At 42.6% G+C, this 17,803-nt stretch carries 16 protein-coding genes and 1 riboswitch; of the genes, 6 read left to right on the plus strand and 10 right to left on the minus strand.

The window, feature by feature from the left end:
• The first annotated feature begins 94 nt into the window (after nt 1-94).
• The 3 genes from anmK to IGJ25_RS11385 all read left to right on the plus strand — a co-directional run bounded on the left by anmK (nt 95) and on the right by IGJ25_RS11385 (nt 3,782).
• Nucleotides 95-1,255, plus strand: coding sequence for an anhydro-N-acetylmuramic acid kinase AnmK (gene anmK / locus IGJ25_RS11375; RefSeq protein ID WP_231472605.1), 1,161 nt, complete (start codon nt 95-97; stop codon nt 1,253-1,255).
• Between the two features lie 21 nt (nt 1,256-1,276).
• Entirely contained in the window at nt 1,277-2,572 is a 1,296-nt protein-coding gene (locus IGJ25_RS11380) for a PTS sugar transporter subunit IIC (protein ID WP_005229683.1), read from the plus strand.
• Between the two features lie 118 nt (nt 2,573-2,690).
• Complete coding sequence (locus IGJ25_RS11385; RefSeq protein ID WP_249850255.1) at nt 2,691-3,782, plus strand: DUF871 domain-containing protein; 1,092 nt, start codon at nt 2,691-2,693, stop codon at nt 3,780-3,782.
• 53 nt (nt 3,783-3,835) lie between these two features.
• Here IGJ25_RS11385 and IGJ25_RS11390 read toward each other — a convergent pair whose 3' ends face one another.
• The gene (locus tag IGJ25_RS11390) at nt 3,836-4,471 is read right to left on the minus strand and encodes a lysophospholipid acyltransferase family protein (RefSeq protein WP_005229679.1); all 636 of its coding nucleotides are present in this window, start codon (nt 4,469-4,471) and stop codon (nt 3,836-3,838) included.
• Between the two features lie 137 nt (nt 4,472-4,608).
• Between IGJ25_RS11390 and IGJ25_RS11395 the strand changes: the two genes are divergently transcribed.
• Both IGJ25_RS11395 and IGJ25_RS11400 read left to right on the plus strand, forming a co-directional pair.
• Nucleotides 4,609-5,343, plus strand: a complete 735-nt coding sequence (locus tag IGJ25_RS11395; RefSeq protein WP_010749414.1) for a tRNA1(Val) (adenine(37)-N6)-methyltransferase — start codon at nt 4,609-4,611, stop codon at nt 5,341-5,343.
• A complete protein-coding gene (locus IGJ25_RS11400) occupies nt 5,333-5,611 on the plus strand; it encodes a GIY-YIG nuclease family protein (protein WP_123834404.1) in 279 nt (92 codons plus the stop codon). Before IGJ25_RS11395 ends, IGJ25_RS11400 begins: the two co-directional genes overlap by 11 nt.
• 85 nt (nt 5,612-5,696) lie before the next feature.
• Here the strand turns inward: IGJ25_RS11400 and IGJ25_RS11405 are convergent, their stop codons facing one another.
• Entirely contained in the window at nt 5,697-6,389 is a 693-nt protein-coding gene (locus tag IGJ25_RS11405) for a hypothetical protein (protein WP_225001038.1), read from the minus strand.
• A 231-nt stretch (nt 6,390-6,620) separates the two neighbouring features.
• A riboswitch (Fluoride riboswitch) is annotated at nt 6,621-6,693 on the plus strand.
• Nucleotides 6,694-6,785: 92 nt separating this feature from the next.
• On the opposite strand from IGJ25_RS11405, the gene IGJ25_RS11410 reads away from it, so the two are divergent.
• Complete coding sequence (locus IGJ25_RS11410; RefSeq protein WP_225001039.1) at nt 6,786-7,997, plus strand: chloride channel protein; 1,212 nt, start codon at nt 6,786-6,788, stop codon at nt 7,995-7,997.
• 59 nt (nt 7,998-8,056) lie between these two features.
• Here IGJ25_RS11410 and efp read toward each other — a convergent pair whose 3' ends face one another.
• From efp to IGJ25_RS11450, 8 genes are all read right to left on the minus strand, one after another.
• Nucleotides 8,057-8,617, minus strand: a complete 561-nt coding sequence (gene efp, locus IGJ25_RS11415; protein ID WP_225001040.1) for an elongation factor P — start codon at nt 8,615-8,617, stop codon at nt 8,057-8,059.
• A gap of 74 nt (nt 8,618-8,691) precedes the next feature.
• Nucleotides 8,692-9,630 (minus strand): cation diffusion facilitator family transporter, encoded by a 939-nt coding sequence (locus IGJ25_RS11420; RefSeq protein ID WP_263638309.1) that lies wholly within the window; start codon nt 9,628-9,630, stop codon nt 8,692-8,694.
• Nucleotides 9,631-9,733: 103 nt separating this feature from the next.
• Nucleotides 9,734-10,303: a DUF2179 domain-containing protein gene (locus IGJ25_RS11425; protein ID WP_225001042.1), complete on the minus strand. Its 570-nt coding sequence runs from the start codon at nt 10,301-10,303 to the stop codon at nt 9,734-9,736.
• A gap of 347 nt (nt 10,304-10,650) precedes the next feature.
• On the minus strand, nt 10,651-11,412 hold the full coding sequence (locus IGJ25_RS11430) for a hypothetical protein (RefSeq protein ID WP_225001043.1): 762 nt from the start codon (nt 11,410-11,412) through the stop codon (nt 10,651-10,653).
• Between the two features lie 81 nt (nt 11,413-11,493).
• On the minus strand, nt 11,494-13,947 hold the full coding sequence (locus IGJ25_RS11435; protein WP_225001044.1) for a glycogen/starch/alpha-glucan phosphorylase: 2,454 nt from the start codon (nt 13,945-13,947) through the stop codon (nt 11,494-11,496).
• 117 nt (nt 13,948-14,064) lie between these two features.
• Entirely contained in the window at nt 14,065-15,498 is a 1,434-nt protein-coding gene (gene glgA, locus IGJ25_RS11440) for a glycogen synthase GlgA (RefSeq protein ID WP_123834414.1), read from the minus strand.
• Nucleotides 15,495-16,646, minus strand: coding sequence for a glucose-1-phosphate adenylyltransferase subunit GlgD (glgD, locus tag IGJ25_RS11445; RefSeq protein WP_151194983.1), 1,152 nt, complete (start codon nt 16,644-16,646; stop codon nt 15,495-15,497). Before glgD ends, glgA begins: the two co-directional genes overlap by 4 nt.
• Nucleotides 16,636-17,778, minus strand: coding sequence for a glucose-1-phosphate adenylyltransferase (locus IGJ25_RS11450; RefSeq protein ID WP_016610807.1), 1,143 nt, complete (start codon nt 17,776-17,778; stop codon nt 16,636-16,638). Before IGJ25_RS11450 ends, glgD begins: the two co-directional genes overlap by 11 nt.
• Nucleotides 17,779-17,803 lie beyond the last annotated feature (25 nt).

Raw genomic sequence — 17,803 nt, forward strand, 5'->3', positions numbered from 1 at the left:
TATCTTGAAATATAATTACACTTCATTTACAATGAGTGTGAAATCGAATTCAACAATCGCTTTCATCACTATTCTAAAAGAAAGGAGAAACGCTATGCTTGCAATAGGACTCATGTCAGGAACCAGTTTGGATGGGATCGACGCTGCTTTAGTAAAAATCAATGGCTGCGGCATCGAAACTGCTGTACAGCTGATGGAAATGGTCACACTACCCATTGGTGAAGAATTGAAGGAACGAATAAAAGCCGCTTGTGATCCGGTGGAATCAAATGTTCCCCTCATCTGCCAATTAAATACTGAATTAGGGTATGAATTTTTGAAAGCGTGTCAAATCCTCTGCCAAAAAGCTGGTATTGAAGAAAAAAGCATTGATTTTGTTGCCAGCCACGGACAAACGATCTGGCACTCCCCCGATGCTGATCCAACGAAAAACAGCACCTTGCAAATTGGTGAACCTTCGATTATCGCTTATGGCTTACAAACGAAAGTCGTCGCCGATTTTCGAGTGATGGATATGGCTGCTGGTGGTCAAGGCGCCCCTCTTGTTCCTTACACAGATTATCTGCTCTATCAATCAGACAGCAAAAATCGTTTGCTGCAAAACATTGGCGGCATCGGCAATGTTACTGTACTACCAAAAAGTGGCAGCTTAAACGAGCTGTATGCCTTTGATACAGGTCCAGGAAACATGGTCATCGATGAATTAATGGTTCAGCTATTCGGTCAGCCTTATGATGCGTTTGGTGAAACAGCCCGTGCGGGAGCAATTATACCCACCTTGCAAAAGGAATTAAGAACTCATTTTTATTTGTCTCAGCAACCGCCGAAAAGCACTGGGCGTGAGCTTTTTGGAAAACAATTCGTGCAGCAGTTATTGACCAAGTATCCCGAAGCAGCACCTGAAGACTTGGTGAGGACTTTGACCGATTTCACCGCTTTTTCCATTGCTGACAGTTACCAACGGTTCATTTTTCCTCAGTTGGGAACAAACGATCTAGAAGTGATTCTCTCGGGCGGCGGTGCCCACAATCATCTGCTGATTGAGCTGATCCAAGGCTATTTACCAGAATCAGTAGCCGTTGGAACACAAGATGACATTGGTGGTTCGAACGATGCCAAAGAAGCGGTGGCTTTTGCCATATTAGGAAATGAAACCCTTCACAGCCGTGTCAACAATGCCCCTGCAGCAACCGGGGCAGCCCAAGGCGTGATTTTAGGGAAAATCATTCCGAATCCATGGGAAGCAAAAATGTAAAACACCTTAGGAGGATAAACCATGTTAGATAAATTCACTCAATTCATCGAGCGCCATTTGGCAGGACCGATGGAAAAACTTGGCAGCCAGCGTCACTTGCGGGCGGTTCGTGACGGGATCGTCTCAACCTTGCCATTGATCATCGTCAGTTCGTTCTTTATGATTTTAGCCTTTCCACCGCTGCCTCAAAGTTGGGGCATCTACCAATTCTTGTCTAGTAATGCCACAACGATCTTATTGCCTTATCGAATGACGATGTACATTATGAGCTTGTATGCGGCATTCGGGATTGGATACAGTCTTTCTCGCTCTTATAAGCTTGATGGTCTTTCTGGCGGGATCCTAGCTACGACCGCCTTCTTACTGACCTTCACCCCGGTCAATATCCCAGCAGAAGCCTTGGATGCTGCTGGAACGGTCGGCTTTGTCTTGCCAATGGCCAACTTAGGGAGTGCTGGTATGTTCGTGGCGATCATCACCTCGATTCTTGCCGTTGAAATCTATCGGTTAACGGACAAATCGAAATTTAAAATCACGATGCCAGAACAAGTCCCACCTGCAGTCGCTCGCTCTTTCGAAGCCTTGACCCCTACCTTAGTCATTATTTTAGGAATGGGCGCGATCACTTACTATATCGGCTTTGACTGGCACACGATCGTGGCAAAAGTCGTCGATCCTTTAGTCAGTGCCGCAGACACCTTGCCAAGTGTGCTATTGATCACCTTCTTGACGACCTTCTTCTGGTCATTCGGGATCCATGGTGCTTCTATCGTTGGATCATTGGCTCGACCATTATGGTTGCAGTTGTTAGAAGGGAATACAACTGCACTTGCTTCAGGAGATATGATTCCCAATATCGCAGCCGAACCATTTTATCAATGGTTCATTTGGATCGGTGGGGCTGGTTCAACGATTGGTTTGGCTATCTTGTTAGCGTTTCGTACCAAATCGGAATTCGGTTCAAAACTAGGAAAAACAGCCTTGATTCCAGCAATTTTCAACATCAATGAACCACTGATTTTCGGTACACCGATCGTCTTGAATCCAATCTTGATCCCACCATTCATCATTGCGCCTTTAATCAATGGTGTCATTGCATGGGTCGCCACCTCAGCAGGTTTAGTCAATGCCGTCACGGTCAATGCCCCTTGGACATTGCCTGGACCAATTGGTGCTTTCTTAGCAACTGGCGGCGATTGGCGTGCCATCGTGCTGAATGTTCTTTTGATTCTTTTATCGATCCTGATCTATTACCCATTCGTAAAAATCTATGACAAAAACGAATTAGAAAAAGAAAATCAACCAGTCGCACAATAATTTGTTTATAAAGGTCGGACGAAGCACCCACCAAGACAAACAGAAGAAGCCTTACTCAGCATCTTTTTCCAATGCCAAGAGGTGCTTCGTACGATTTTTTTAGAAAGAAGGAAAACCATTGAAACGAGAAATTGGCCTTTCGATTTACCCCGACCATAGCGATCCTTTACTGGATCAAGACTATTTAAAAAAAGCTGCTGCCCTTGGTTACTCGCGCTTATTTATGAGTATGCTAGAAGTCAGTGAAGGCAAAGAGACCGTCAGAAAAAAATTCTCTTCGATTATCGGCTTTGCCAAGAACCTTGGGTTTGAAACGATTTTAGATATTTCACCAGCTGTTTTTAGTGATCTGGCGATCTCTTATGATGATCTAAGCTTCTTTGCAGAATTAGGTGCGGACGGTATCCGCTTGGATCAAGGGTTTGATGGCAGTAAAGAAGCCCAACTGACCTTCAATCCATTCGGCTTGGCGATTGAATTGAATATGAGTAATGATGTGAACTATTTAGAAAATATCCTTTCTTATCAAGCAAATGAACCTTTTTTATATGGCTGCCACAATTTTTACCCCCAACGAGGCACAGGCTTAACGGATGCTTTTTTCCGCAGCTGTAGTCAACGTTTTAAAAAATACGGGTTGAAAACAGCCGCCTTCATCACTAGTCAATCAGCCAAAATTGGCCCTTGGGAAGTCAATGATGGCTTACCGACCTTAGAATCTTGTCGCGATTTACCATTGGCATTGCAAGGGAAACTGCTTTTTGCTTCTGGGTTGATCGATACCGTGATTATCGGCAATGCTTACGCGTCGGATGCAGAGCTGAAAGCTCTGGCGGCGATCGATCGTTACAAACTGACCTTTGGCGTTTACGTAGAAGCAGAAGCCAGCGAAATCGAACGGAGGATATTAGCTGAAACCAATCATTTTCGTCGCGGTGACAGTAATGCGTTAGTCGCTCGTTCCACACAATCACGGGTGAAATACCGTCCGATCGAAAACCTCACTCATACAAACCAAGAACCTTTTGCCTATGGGGACATCGTTATCGGCAATGATACCTTTGGCCAATACAAAAACGAATTGCAGATCGTTTTGACCCCTCACCAAGACACACGAAAAAACAAAGTCGGCGCCATTTCAAATGACGAGCTGCCTTTGTTGGAATATTTAAAACCGTGGACCAAATTTGCTTTCGAATTATTGGATTAAATCATTAGAAAAAAGCCGCTGATCACAAAAGGATCAGCGGCTTTTCTTAGGTATTAATCTTCTCTTTTGGACTCATCGATTTGATAAACAAATGAAGGATCGATCGCTTGATCCAGTGTGTCAAATGCACCTTGGATGCGCCGTTCCACTTCCGCCAAGCCCTCTTTGTCCATCTTTTTGATGTCACTGATATCGATTGGCTCCCCAAAGCGGACGGTTACTCGCTTGCGTTTAAATAAATCCTTTAATGTCAGCGGTCCTTGATAAACAGAGGGAACGATCTTGACCTTAGCCATTTTTGCGATCAACGCCATGCCGCCTTTTAAAGCCGTTGCGTGTCTCGTACCACTTGGAAACATGATCAAGCTAAGATCGGTTTCCTTCAAGATTTTGACTGGCGTCTTTACCGCACTCGGTCCTGGTTTGTCCCGTTTGACTGGAAAAGCATTGGCATGAATCAAAATGAACCGTAAAATCGGGTTTTTGAACAGCTCTTCTTTCGCCATAAAACTAAATTTCTTTGGCCGAGCAGCCACTGCTAGGTACAATGGATCCCACCAGGTTCGGTGAGGAGCCACTAAAATGTAGTTTTCATTTTTAGGTAAAACCTCTTTGTTTTGATAACGAGCATTGCCGTTGATCAAAAATAATACTACGCGAACCACACCGCGCATAAAGCGAAAAAACATACTCATTTTCCTTTCTATTTCTCTCCTATTCAAGTATGCAAAAAAACGGTTTAAATGACAAGCATTTTTTAGCGTTTCCCATTATTCTTAATCGTAGTATAATACATTGAAATGAATTTAGAACAGGAGTATGCTTCATGTTGCAACCGAACGAACGCATCGACCAATTGTATGCCGATGACATCAAGATCATTCAGAGTTCCGAAGTTTTTTCTTTTTCATTAGATGCTGTCTTATTAGCCAATTACGCTAGAGTGCCAAAAAGAGGTGTGATCGTTGACCTTTGTGCAGGGAATGGCGCAGTTGGTTTATTTATCAGCAAAAAAACGACTGCTCATATTTATCAGGTCGAATTGCAGGAACGCTTAGCGGATATGGCGCAGCGCAGTATCGAATTAAACGACTTGCAAGACCAGCTGACGGTCTACCCTATGGACTTGAAGAACCTCTTTCAAAAAATCAAACCTGATTCCGTCGATCTTTTGGTCTGCAATCCGCCTTATTTTAAAAATGTACCGACGGCGATCAAAAATCCGAATCCCTATTTAGCGATCGCCCGTCACGAGATCACCACAACTTTAGATGAAGTGATCCAAACCGCCAGTAAAGCGTTAAAAATGAATGGACGGTTTGCGATGGTTCATCGCCCGGATCGCTTTCTCGATATTTTGGACCATATGCGCACCCATCGAATCGCCCCAAAACGCGTCCGCTTCGTCTATCCGAAAGCGGGCAAAGAGGCCAATATTTTATTGATTGAAGGAATCAAGGACGGCAAGGCGGATGGCTTTAAAATTGATTCCCCACTCATTACCTATGATGAAACGGGTGCCTATAGTCCAGAAGTGAAGGCGATGCTCTATGGCTGCTGAGAATCATTATTTTTATGTCTTGCGTTGCAACGATCAGTCCTTCTACGGTGGCTATACCACAGATTTGAGTCGCCGCTTATTAGAGCACAACAAAGGGATCGGGGCAAAATATACCCGTCCTGCTAGTCGCAGACCTTTGCAAATGATTCATGCGGAAAGCTTTTCCACTCGCAGTGAAGCCACTCAAGCAGAAGCCGCCTTCAAAAAATTGCCTCGCAAAAAGAAAGAGGACTACCTGATCAGTCATAGGAAAAGCAATGTTATCTGACTAAGCATACAAAAAACTACCTGCGCACGGAAGATTCCCTCTTGAGAGAACTTTCTTTCGTGACTTAGGTAGTTTTCTTTTATCGTTATTCATTCCTATTTGGTAACGCCCATTGGGTTTGACTTTTCCCAAATTCTTGCGGGATCACAGAATCGACGGATTGATATTCGAGGGTTTCTTGAGTCTTTGGAATCGTAATTGCCGTCAAATAGTTGTTGGTTTCGGAATAGAAGCCGATCGTTTCAAAGGAAGGATCAGTCAAATGGTATTGAACCCCCTGCAGTTTAGCGGTTGTTTCCTCTTCCACAAATGTCGGTTGATAGCGAGCATAGTAAACCTGGGCGCCCATTTTAAAATATACGGAGTTATGAGCAGATCCAAGAAATTCAATCTCCCGTTCCACTGGTACTGCTTGATAGATCCCTAAAGTTTCAATCGCTTCATTGCTTTGGATGCGCTGATAAACTGCTGTAGTATCAGATTCGTAATATTTATAGCCTAAAAACATTTTTTCGCGGTCTCGGATATTCGGTGTGATCAGCGCATTATACGTTTTGAATTCACCATACACTTGATCACCAATAAAAAAGCCTAGCAGACACGCAACGACTATGCCGCCAAGCAATAGCGTCACTTTCGGGTTACGATTTTCTCGATAAAGCAGAACCATCAGGAACCCTAATAATGCGATCAGACCAACCACCATGAGAATTGGTAGGATCACATAGTAAAAACGCTCACTTTGCAGCCATTTTTCGATCGTCATAAATGCAATCATTCTTTCTTCCCCTTCGATTCCTCACTACCTACTGTTTTTCCCTTGGTCAACCAGTAGAAGGATCGTCCTTTCATCCCTTTTCTTGCCATTGACTCTTCCGACGCTCAATTCACATATAAGTTCTTATGAAATTAATTTTACCATAAGTATGTATAAAAGATAAGTATTAGATGGATTGCTTTTCGCGACCAGCATCCATTGACAAAATGAGGGTTTTATCAGATAATATTGATGCTAATAGGGAATGAATGTCTCCCTCAGTTCTTACTGAAACCGCAATTTTGCTAATGACTTCTACCACTTTTTTTAGTGTGTAGTAGTCATTTTTTTATTTTCACTCTTTCGTCATAGTTGCAAGAGCATTATTCCTATATTTTTTAAAGGATCGTGATAGAAATGAAGAAACAAAAAACAACGTATTTTGAACTGACTGCATTAGGTTTGCTCAGTCTGGTGATTGGGGTGCTTGCTGGAGCCGTTGACACTTTCTTTGGTAAAATTTTGCTATTCTTAAGTGCCTTCCGTGAAAGTCATTTTTTGCCATTGATTCTCTTCTTACCAATAATCGGTATTTGCTTTACTTACCTTTTCCAAAAGTATGGCGATCAGAGTCCTCAAGGAATGAACTTAGTGTTTTTAGTCGGGCAGGAAGAAGAAAAAGATATTCCGCTGCGTTTGATTCCTTTTGTAATGGTGGGAACCTGGCTGACGCATTTATTTGGAGGAAGCGCCGGCAGAGAAGGAGTTGCGGTTCAGTTAGGTGCCACCATCGCCAATCGTTTAGGAAAATGGCTGCGACTAGAAAAGTACGCCAGCACCCTGATCATGATTGGGATGGCTGCGGGATTTGCTGGTTTATTTGAAACCCCCATCGCTGCGACGTTCTTTGCATTGGAAGTGCTTGTCATCGGTAAATTCAGTCATCATGCCCTCTTACCTGCTTTGCTGGCTGCTTTCACTGCTAGTACGACTTCTCAATGGTTAGGCTTAGAAAAATTTAGTCTTATGTTGCCTCAATCCGTCGATTTGACGATACCTGTTTTTCTGAAATTACTTGTGATTGGATTGATTTTTGGTATGGTTGGCGGTAGCTTTGCGGGCTGTTTAGAAACGATGAAACGCATCATGAAGCGGCGCTTCCCGAATCCACTGTGGCGTATTGGGATTGGCGCATTTGCGTTAGTCTTGCTTTTTGTTTTGTTGTATCAAGGGCGTTATTCAGGCTTAGGAACAAATTTGATCAGCGCGAGTTTCACGAATCAACCGATCTATTCTTATGATTGGCTGCTTAAGTTGGTGTTGACCGTATTGACCATCAGCATTGGTTTTTTGGGTGGAGAAGTCACCCCTTTGTTTGCGATTGGCTCTTCTTTGGGGGTCGTGTTGGCGCCACTGTTCGGACTGCCTATCGAACTGGTAGCAGCACTAGGCTATGCCAGTGTTTTTGGCAGCGCCACTAGCACCTTATTTGCACCGATCTTTATTGGTGGAGAAGTCTTTGGCTTTCAAAATTTACCCTTCTTTGTGATCGTCTGCTCCGTCGCCTACTTTATCAGTAAACCTTATAGTATCTATCCTTTACAAAAAACATCGGCAATGGGACAATGAGCCACTTCTGAACACAACAAGAGCAAAGAAAAAACCGCGAATAAGTCGCGGTTTTTTTGCTATTTTGCACGTTTTAAATAGGTACCTTCAGCTGTATTGATTTCTAGCATTTCGCCTTCTTCAACAAAGTCAGGAACATTGACAACTAAGCCCGTTTCCATCGTTGCTGGCTTACCAGAACCAGTCACAGTTGCCCCTTTGATCGATGGCTGTGTTTCAACAACTTTCAAGATTACGCTTGAAGGTAATTGCACGCCAATCACTTCGCTGCCGAAGAATTGGATTTTTACTTCCATGTTTTCTAGAATGAACTTCATTTCTTCTTCAACCACTTCAACTGGAATTTCATATTGTTCATAGGTTTCCATATCCATAAAGAATGCGGTATCGTCCATTGTATATAGGTATTGTACAGCTTTCGTATCGATATGCGCTTTTTCAAATTTTTCTTCTGGACGGAAGGTTGTATCGTAAGTCGAACCAGTCCGAACGTCCCGTAATTTCATACGCATAACCGTATTTCCTTTACCTGGTTTGTGGTGGCTGGCATCTAATACTTTGATAAGTTTGCCGTCTTGAACAAACGTCATTCCAGCTCTTAAGTCACTTGCATTGATCATAATTTTGAAATCTCCTTCACTATGTGATAATCCTTGTCTATTGTATCAAAAAAAACAGCTTTATTCTAGCTAAATCAGTGGGAAGGTCGCACAAGTTTGCGCCGCTTCTCCATGTAGTGAGGATCGTACTCATCCGTTTCAATATAAATATAGACTTTTTTATCTGCCATTTGATGTCGGATCTCGGCTTCGATCTCATTAATGATCTCATAGCCGACCTCTTCTTGTTTTGCGGCAATATCGACTTTCGCTGCAATCAAAATTTCAGCTGGCCCTAAATGGACTGTTTTCACATCGATCAAGCGATCAACATCGGGACGTTCAAACGCTTGTTTGATCACCGCTAAATCACGTTTGGTAACACTTTCCCCAATCAGTAGACTGTAAAATTCGCGGGCTAAGAAGATCGCTGCTACCATCAATAAAAGACCAATCAATAAGCCGCTGAAGGCATCAAAAAATGCGTTCCCGGTAATCATTGTTAAAACCGTTCCAATCAGTGCGATCATCAGACCGATCACCGCACAAAAGTCTTCTGTGAAAATGATCAAAATCTCACTATGCCGACTTTCTTTCAAAAAACGATAGATTGGTTGACGTTCGACGTTTAGCTCGCGGATCTCCTTGATTGCGATCCACAACGAACTTCCTTCAACGATCATCCCGAAAATCAAGATAGCGATCACTAACCAGGTATTGCCGACTTCATGGGCGGGATGCAGCAGCTTTTCCACTGCTTCCATCACGCCTAATGCGCCCCCACCAAAGAAGAGCATCATCGCAACGATCGTGCTGAAAAAATATTTCGCTCGACCTTCACCAAACTGATGCAGCTCACTTTGTCCCTTTGTTGCCCGTTTATCACCGATCACTAAAAAGATCTGATTGCTGCAATCCACGACACTATGAATGCTTTCATTCAGCATGGCCGCACTACCGCTCAAGGCATAACCGACAAACTTACTGATCGCCACCAAAATGTTTGAGATCAATGCAGCGATGACCGCCATCATACCATTTGCTTTCTTTTCCACACCTAACGCTTCCTCTCATCAATAAACTCCCTGCTTCTTATGCAACTATTCTTCACGAATGGATCAAGCTGCCTCTAATTCCTCAATCAACAGGTACTTGCTTTTTCAGCTTCGCCTCTCTACGGCTGATTTTTTTGGTCCAAAAACCGCCCGAGATATACTTGGGTTCATAGCTGATGATAAACGCTCGCTCTTCCACCGCTTTGATGGTTTGATAGAGCTTTTTCTCACTTTTTCTTTGGGACAGAATCTCTAAAATCAGTCGTGGCCCTTCTAAGCCTTCTCCATAACTTTGTGTAACTCCGTAGCCTTCTTGTCGTAAGATCTTTGGCAAACTCTTTTCCTCATCCGTATTACTAGGTAGGATCACTGTGACCATTGTATAGCCCAGAGCCAGCTTATCTTCGATTTTGATCCCAATACTGACTCCTGCAGCATAACCTAATGCATAGAACAAGAGATTCAGTGGGTTATCCAAACGATCCAATACCATCGATAAGCCTAAAATATAGATCGTGATTTCGATCATACTCACTAATGGGGCAATCACGCGATACCCTTTCATGGTCAATAAAAACCGCAGTGTGTTCAATGTAACATAAGCGAGATTGATAAAGAAAATCATCGCCAGCATTTGTAGATCAACTTCCATATTTGATTCCCCCTTGTTCTTAGCATATCAAAAGGCAAGCGAAAATTAAAATATTTGAGCAGGATTTAATTACTAAAACAATTTAATAAAATCAATCAAACATCTCCATGAATCATAGCACCGTTTTTCTTCAAAGACGATCAAAAAAGTACACAATTTGCGATTCTCTCCCTTTCATAGTCTACAAAAACCAATTTCTCCATCGAGTGATGCAGACCTCCAACTGCCATACATTCATTTGTTATAATGACTAATCAAAAAACCAGTTAGATTTAAGCTTCTAACTGGTTTCATCCGTATTTTTTCTTTCAATTCTGGTTCCTGCTATTTATTTTCTGTTTGCTAAGTTACTCCGAACGAAAATAACCGTTTGCTGAATCCTCCCGTTGATCGTCTTCAATCATTCCTTGTAAAGAACGATCTAGAACGGACCGCTTTTTATCGCCATTTTTTTTACTATTGGCACGAAATTCACTGCGGGTCATCCCCACTGATTGGGGACGATTGAATTTTTTGACAGTCGGATCATTTTCTTCTTTGACTTGGTAAGCTGCTGGTTCGGTATCAAACAACAAATAGCTTTCTTGTTTTTTTGCCATAGCCTCCATCAGGTCATCAGACGTAATTTCTGGTTTTTGTTCATCAGGGATTATTGAAGCTGGGATATATTTAGGAACAAAATAAGAACGACCTGAGTACTCTTTTTTTGGCGTTGCAGCTACTTCTGCTCGTTCTTGTTTGCTCGTGACTTGATAAGAAGAGTGCTTAGCATCCTTACCAAAAAAATTGGTTTTTCCTGTCGGCATCTGCTCTTTCACCGGACGTTTTCCATACTGAGGTAAGTTGGCACGGTGGTTGGCGAGTTCTTCTTTTTGACGCACATTATGTCCGCGATCCCGTTGGCTTGACTGCACTTTACGCTGCAAAGATTGTTTTTCTTCCTTGTGAGAATGACTCACGGTATCTTTTATTTCTGTTAAAATCCAATCATCTGCTTTACTGAAGGCGGGGCGATGCTCAGATTGCAGTTTCACACCATCTGTATCATCATAAGCAGGAAAACGGAAGTATTTTCGTTTCACATCTAAATAATTTGCCACTGTACTCATCCTCTTACATGCATTTTTTTCATCATACCACAAATAAAAGAGAATTTCACGAAAGACTGCGCCATTTCAACCGAAGACACTTCAATCGTTTCCCAACGGAGGCACTGACTCCGTCAAGCTTGCCGCATTTGGTTCTTTGATATGGGCAAATAATGGATCGATCTGCCAAATATCTGCTGCATAATTTCGCACCGTTTCATCTGCCGAAAATTTGCCTGCATTGGCAATATTCATTAGACTGATTTTTTGCCAGCGATGGGTATCTTGATAAGCAATATCCACCCGATGCTGGGCGTCACAATAGGCGTGGAAATCTCTTAATAAAAAGTACTCATCATTGTATTTCAAAAGTGAATCAAAGATCTCGCGACCTTCTACTTGGATATTCGGGATCGTCCCATCTATAAAGGCATTGACTACCCGTTGAAGTACTGGATCTGACTCATAATACGCATAGGCAGAATAATTACGCTGGGCGTAATACTGATACACTTCTTCTTCCGTTAGTCCAAAGATCGCAATGTTTTCATCACCGATCGCATCTCGAATCTCAATATTCGCACCATCTAAAGTGGCGATCGTTACTGCCCCATTCAGCATTAATTTCATATTACTTGTTCCCGACGCTTCTTTTGAAGCCAACGAAATTTGTTCACTGACATCCGCTGCTGGAATGATTTTTTCTGCCAAGGAAACGTTGTAATTTTCTAAAAAGACAACTTTTATTTTGTCAATGATGGTTTCATCATGATTGATCAGATTCGCCACTTCATTGATGACTTTGATGATTGATTTGGCGTAGTGATAGCTTGGTGCTGCTTTGGCACCAAAAATAAAGACTCTTGGATGAAACGCTGCAGTCGGATCGTCTTTGACCTCAAAGTAGAGCTTCAAGATATGCATTAGATTCAGCAGTTGTCGTTTGTACGCATGCAGGCGTTTGATCTGCACATCAAAAATTGCCGTTGGATCTACTGTAATGCCCGTTGCTTTTTGAATGTACTTTGCCAGTGCACGCTTGTTACTCATTTTTGCGTCGGCAATTTGTTGCAGAACGTTTTCGTCATCATAATAATTTTTGAGCAGCTGCAGATCCAAGGGGTCATTGCGCCAACTAGTACCGATCGACTGATCCAGCACTTTGGCTAATGGTTGATTGGCTAGCTGAAGCCAACGCCGTTGTGCGATGCCGTTGGTCTTATTGTTGAAACGGGCAGGATAAATGAGATAGAAGTCATGGAGTACTACTGATTTTAGTAAATCAGAATGGAGCTTGGCTACCCCATTGACACTATGGCTGCCGATGATGGCTAGATGTGCCATATGGACTTGATCATCAATAATGATTCGCGTCCGATCCAGTAAGGCTTGCGGATGGACCCCTTGCATTCCTTCGACAAAGCGCCGATCAATTTCTTTGATGATCTGATCCATTCTCGGCAACACTTCTTCAATCATGCGAACTGGCCATTTTTCTAAAGCTTCCGCCATGATCGTATGGTTCGTATAACTCATGACTTTCACGGTGATCGACCACGCTTGTTCCCAAGCAAGGCCTTCTTCATCAACTAAAATACGCATCAGTTCTGGGACACAAAGCGCTGGGTGCGTGTCGTTGATATGGATTGCTACTCGTTCACTGAGCATCGCTAAAGGCAGATTCGATTTTTTATAATAGCGAATGATACTCTGAATGCCTGCAGAAACAAAAAAGTATTCTTGCATCAATCGTGTGCGTTTGCCGATCTCGTTTGAGTCATCTGGATATAAAACAGCAGTCAAATTTTCTAAGGCTTGCCGTGATTCCAATGTCGCATAATGCGCCTCATCTTCAGCAGGCACTTCGACACTCCACAAGCGCAGTGTGTTGATGTGTTGGTTCTGATAACCAACCATCGCGGTGTCGTACGGAACTGCCCGCCAGGTAAAGCCGCCTTCATAGACTGGTGCTAGTTTTCCGTCCTCTCCCGTAACAAGATAGACCTGCCCACCAAATCGAATAGGCACCGCTTTGCTTTCTTTGCGGACTTCCCAGACATTCCCAGAGCGTAACCAATCATCTGGTAATTCTACTTGATGGCCGTCAATAAATTTTTGTTTAAATAATCCATAGCGATAGCGAATCCCGTTCCCATTTCCCGGCAAGCTTAATGAAGCCAGCGAATCCATAAAACAAGAGGCCAAACGACCGAGGCCCCCGTTTCCTAAAGCCATGTCTTTTTCTGTATCCGCAACCTCATCAAGGGAAACGCCTAACTCTTCAAAAACGGCTTCCGCTTGCTCCAGTAGCTGCATATTCAACAAATTGCTTTTTAGCATTTTGCCAGGCAAAAATTCGATTGAAAAATAGTACGCTTGTTTTTGATCCTCCAGCAAGAGATTTTTTCTGGTTTGACGCCAGTCTTCTGAATAGATTTGCTTCACCACATTGGCTAGTGCTTGAAACAATTCCTGCGGTGAAGCTTCATCCACTTCAATCGCAAAGAGTTCATGAACACTGATTTCTAGCAGTTCACGCAATCGTTCTTTTGTCATAGGATTACACTCCTTTTTGCATTCAATTTATAAAAAAGAAGAATCCTTGCCGCCAAAATTGCTAGTCATACAACTAGCAGTTCTGTTGCAGACAAGGATTCTTCTGTCTTAAAACAATCAAACTTTGATAGTATTATACAACTGGATATAAAGATCGGAACTTTGATTCCAGCTGAAATCTTTTTCCATTGCTTGCTTGACCAATACGTTCCACGTTGCCTGATCAGATTGATACAATTCGATCCCTTGCTTCAAGGCATTCATCAAGTAAAATGGTGAAAACTCTTGAAAGCCAAAGCCGGTACCTTGTTTCGTGATCGGATTATAGGAATCTACCGTATCTTTCAAGCCACCGATTTCGTGAACGACCGGTAATGTACCATAGCGCATCGCGATCATCTGTGACAGTCCGCATGGTTCGAAGGCGGAAGGCATCAAGAAAAGATCCGCTGCTGCGTATAACTTTTGCGCCAATGCAATATCAAAAGAAATCGCGGCAGCACATTTGTCAGGATATTTCTGAGCAAAATAGCGAAAGCCTTCTTCAAAATCATGTTCGCCAGTCCCTAGTAAGATGAACTGAACATCAAATTGCAAGAGATTTTCCATTTCTTCAAGGACCAAATGGAATCCTTTTTGAGTGGTCAAACGGCTAACAACAGAAATCAATGGGACATCTTTACGGGTAGGCAAACCAAATTGTTCTTGTAGCGCTCGCTTGTTTTTAGCTTTTCCTGATAAATCCTCGACACTGAAAGGATAGTCCAAATGAGGATCGGTTTCTGGATCGTTCATTTCATAATCAATTCCGTTTAAGATGCCACTGAGTTTGCCGCTTTCCATGCGTAAAATGACTTCAAGCCCACAGCCGAACTCAGAGGTTTTGATTTCTTCACTATAGGAAGGACTGACCGTCGTGATACGGTCAGCATACAAGATTCCAGCTTTCATAAAGTTCAAACAATCGTTTAAACGTAGCGTGCCATCATCGTATCTCTCAGTCCCCATCCCAAAAAGATCCGGTAAAATATCGCGACTATACCACCCTTGAAACCCAATGTTATGGATCGTCAAAACGGTGCGTATGTTTTGATACGCTTGAATCCAATGATATTTTTCTTTGATCAAGAACGGAATCATCGCCGTATGGTAATCATTGACATGAACGATGTCTGGGATAAATTCAATGCGTTCCATCATTTCGATCACGGCTAATTGGAAGAAAGCAAAGCGTTCCCCATCATCATAAAAATCATAGAGCCGTTCGCGGCCAAAATAGTAGAGATTGTCTATGAAATAATAGGTCACAGAGCCTAGAACTAATTTTTTGATCCCACAATATTGCTTGCGCCAGCCGACCGCCACTTCAAAGGAAAAACAATCTTCCATTTGCTCCTGGTATTCAGCAGGCATTTTCGTGAAATAGGGTAAGACCACAATCGTCTCGACGCCTTTTTTGACCAATTCTTTTGGTAATGCCCCTGCAACATCCCCTAATCCGCCTGTTTTAAAAAATGGGGCGCATTCCGCTGCTGTAAACAGAACCTTCATGCGCTTGCCCCTCCAATAACGTCTTGGGTGACATGAGAATTTTTCTTAATGACGATTGGCGTTTCTTTGGTTCCTTGTACTTTGACACCTTCTGCGATGGTCACATTTTTATCTAGGATCGCATAAGAGACTTCGGCACCTGCTTTGATCTCATTATTTCCGAAGATGATCGCTCCTTTGACTTTTGCTTCAGGATGGATCTTCGTGCGGCGGGCAACGAGTGACTGTTCGACCGTTCCTTCCACGATGCAGCCAGAAGCAAAGTGGCTATTTTTCACGTCAGATGTTTCCGAATAATACGTTGGCACTTCGTTTTTCAGTTTGGTATAGATCTTTTGATTCGAATAAAGCAACGACGTAAATTTATGCACATCGAGCATGTCCATATTTGTTTGATAATAAGAAGAGATATCATAAATGTTACTTAAGTAACCAGTGTATTCATATAGACCGGTATTTTCAACAGCAATCATTTCTCGTAAAAATTGACCGAGGTCTGCCGTTGCGCCAACTTTTTGCCCCTCTTTTAGCGCAGCGATCAGACGATCTGTTTGAATGATAAAAATATCCGTACATAAGTTGACAAGGTCACTGACCTCACCTTTTTTCGCTTGGATCGCTTCTTCTAAGTGACCTTCACTGTCTACATTGAACAACAGATCACTTTCGCAAATATTGTCACTGCTGATGCGTTTGTACACAACGGTCATTTCATTGCCTTGTAGCTGATGGATTTTCAGCAAGGCACGTAAATCAATGTTGCATAAGACTTTGCTGCCCATAAATACGGTATGATCCGATTTGGATTTTTCCAAATAGTCGATGACATTATAGTAATACTCTTGTCCTTCTGCTTGCTTTTTCAATGAGTCTTGGAACAGGTGAATAAAGAAACGGTTTTGTACGCCGTCCAAGTTCCACTCTTTTCCGCCACCGATATGATCGAAGACCGACTGCGTTTCTCCTTCATTGAAAATCATATAGACTTGCTTGATATTGGCATTTTCGATACTTGAAAGATTGAAATCTAACAAGCGATACTTGCAGTCAAACAATAAGGTCGACAGCGGACGGTTTTCTGTTAATGGCATCAAGTCTTGGTATCGTTGCAGATTCCCTAAAATCGCACACATTTTATTAGTTCTCATCAATCGTCACCCCTAAAATTTCAGAATAGCCGACTACGGCAATTTCGTCTGTTCCATCGATCTCTGCGTCGTCACCAATCACTGCATTTTCCCCAACGATCACTCGGTTTAATTTAACATTTCTACCGATCACCGCTCCAGGCATGATCACGCTGTCCTTGATCGTCGATCCTTCTTTCACCTGTACATTTTCTGATAAAATACTGTGCTCGATTTCCCCTGCAACATAACAGCCATCCATCACGAGAGAGTTTCTCGCAGCCCCAGTCTCAGTCACAAAATGTGGTGGTGCGATTGGGTTTTTAGAAAATACTTGCCAACTTTTATCCCGAATATTCAACTCCATTGCTGGATCAATAAATTCCATATTGGCTTCCCACAATGAATCGATCGTTCCTACGTCTTTCCAATAGCCAGAGAAGCGATAGGCAAAAACGTTGTCGCCGCTTTCGAGATAAGAAGGAATGACATGTTTCCCAAAATCGACCATTTCGCCGTCTTTTGTATAGTTACTCAACAGCATACTGCGAAGACGACTCCAATCGAAAATATAGATCCCCATTGAAGCGAGATTGCTCTTTGGTTCGGCTGGTTTTTCATCAAATTCGATGATACGGTCATTTTTATCGGTGTTCATGATTCCGAAACGCGAGGCATCTTTCATCGGTACTTCGAGAACTGCAACCGTCAATGAAGCATCATTTTCTTTGTGTTTTTCCAGCATTTCTTCATAATCCATTTTGTAGATATGGTCGCCTGATAAAATCAAGACATATTGCGGGTCCATCTCATCGATATAAGCGATGTTTTGATAGATCGCATGGGCAGTTCCTTCAAACCATTTTTCGCCTTCTGAATTTGAATATGGCTGTAAGATCGTCACACCGGTACTGATTCCATCCAATCCCCAGCTCGCACCATTTCCGATATGGTTGTTTAGTGCTAATGGCTGGTACTGAGTGACAACACCCACATTTTTGATTCCTGAATTGACACAATTACTCAACGTGAAATCGATGATCCGATATCTACCACCAAATGGAACCGCTGGTTTAGCAATATTCTTTGTTAATTTCCCTAATCGAGTCCCTTGTCCCCCTGCGAGGATCATTGCTAACATCTCTGTTTTCATTTTGTTTGGTGATCTACTCACCGTT

It is taken from the genome of Enterococcus sp. DIV0240d, assembly GCF_051711245.1.
GTDB classification, from domain to species: domain Bacteria; phylum Bacillota; class Bacilli; order Lactobacillales; family Enterococcaceae; genus Enterococcus_D; species Enterococcus_D casseliflavus.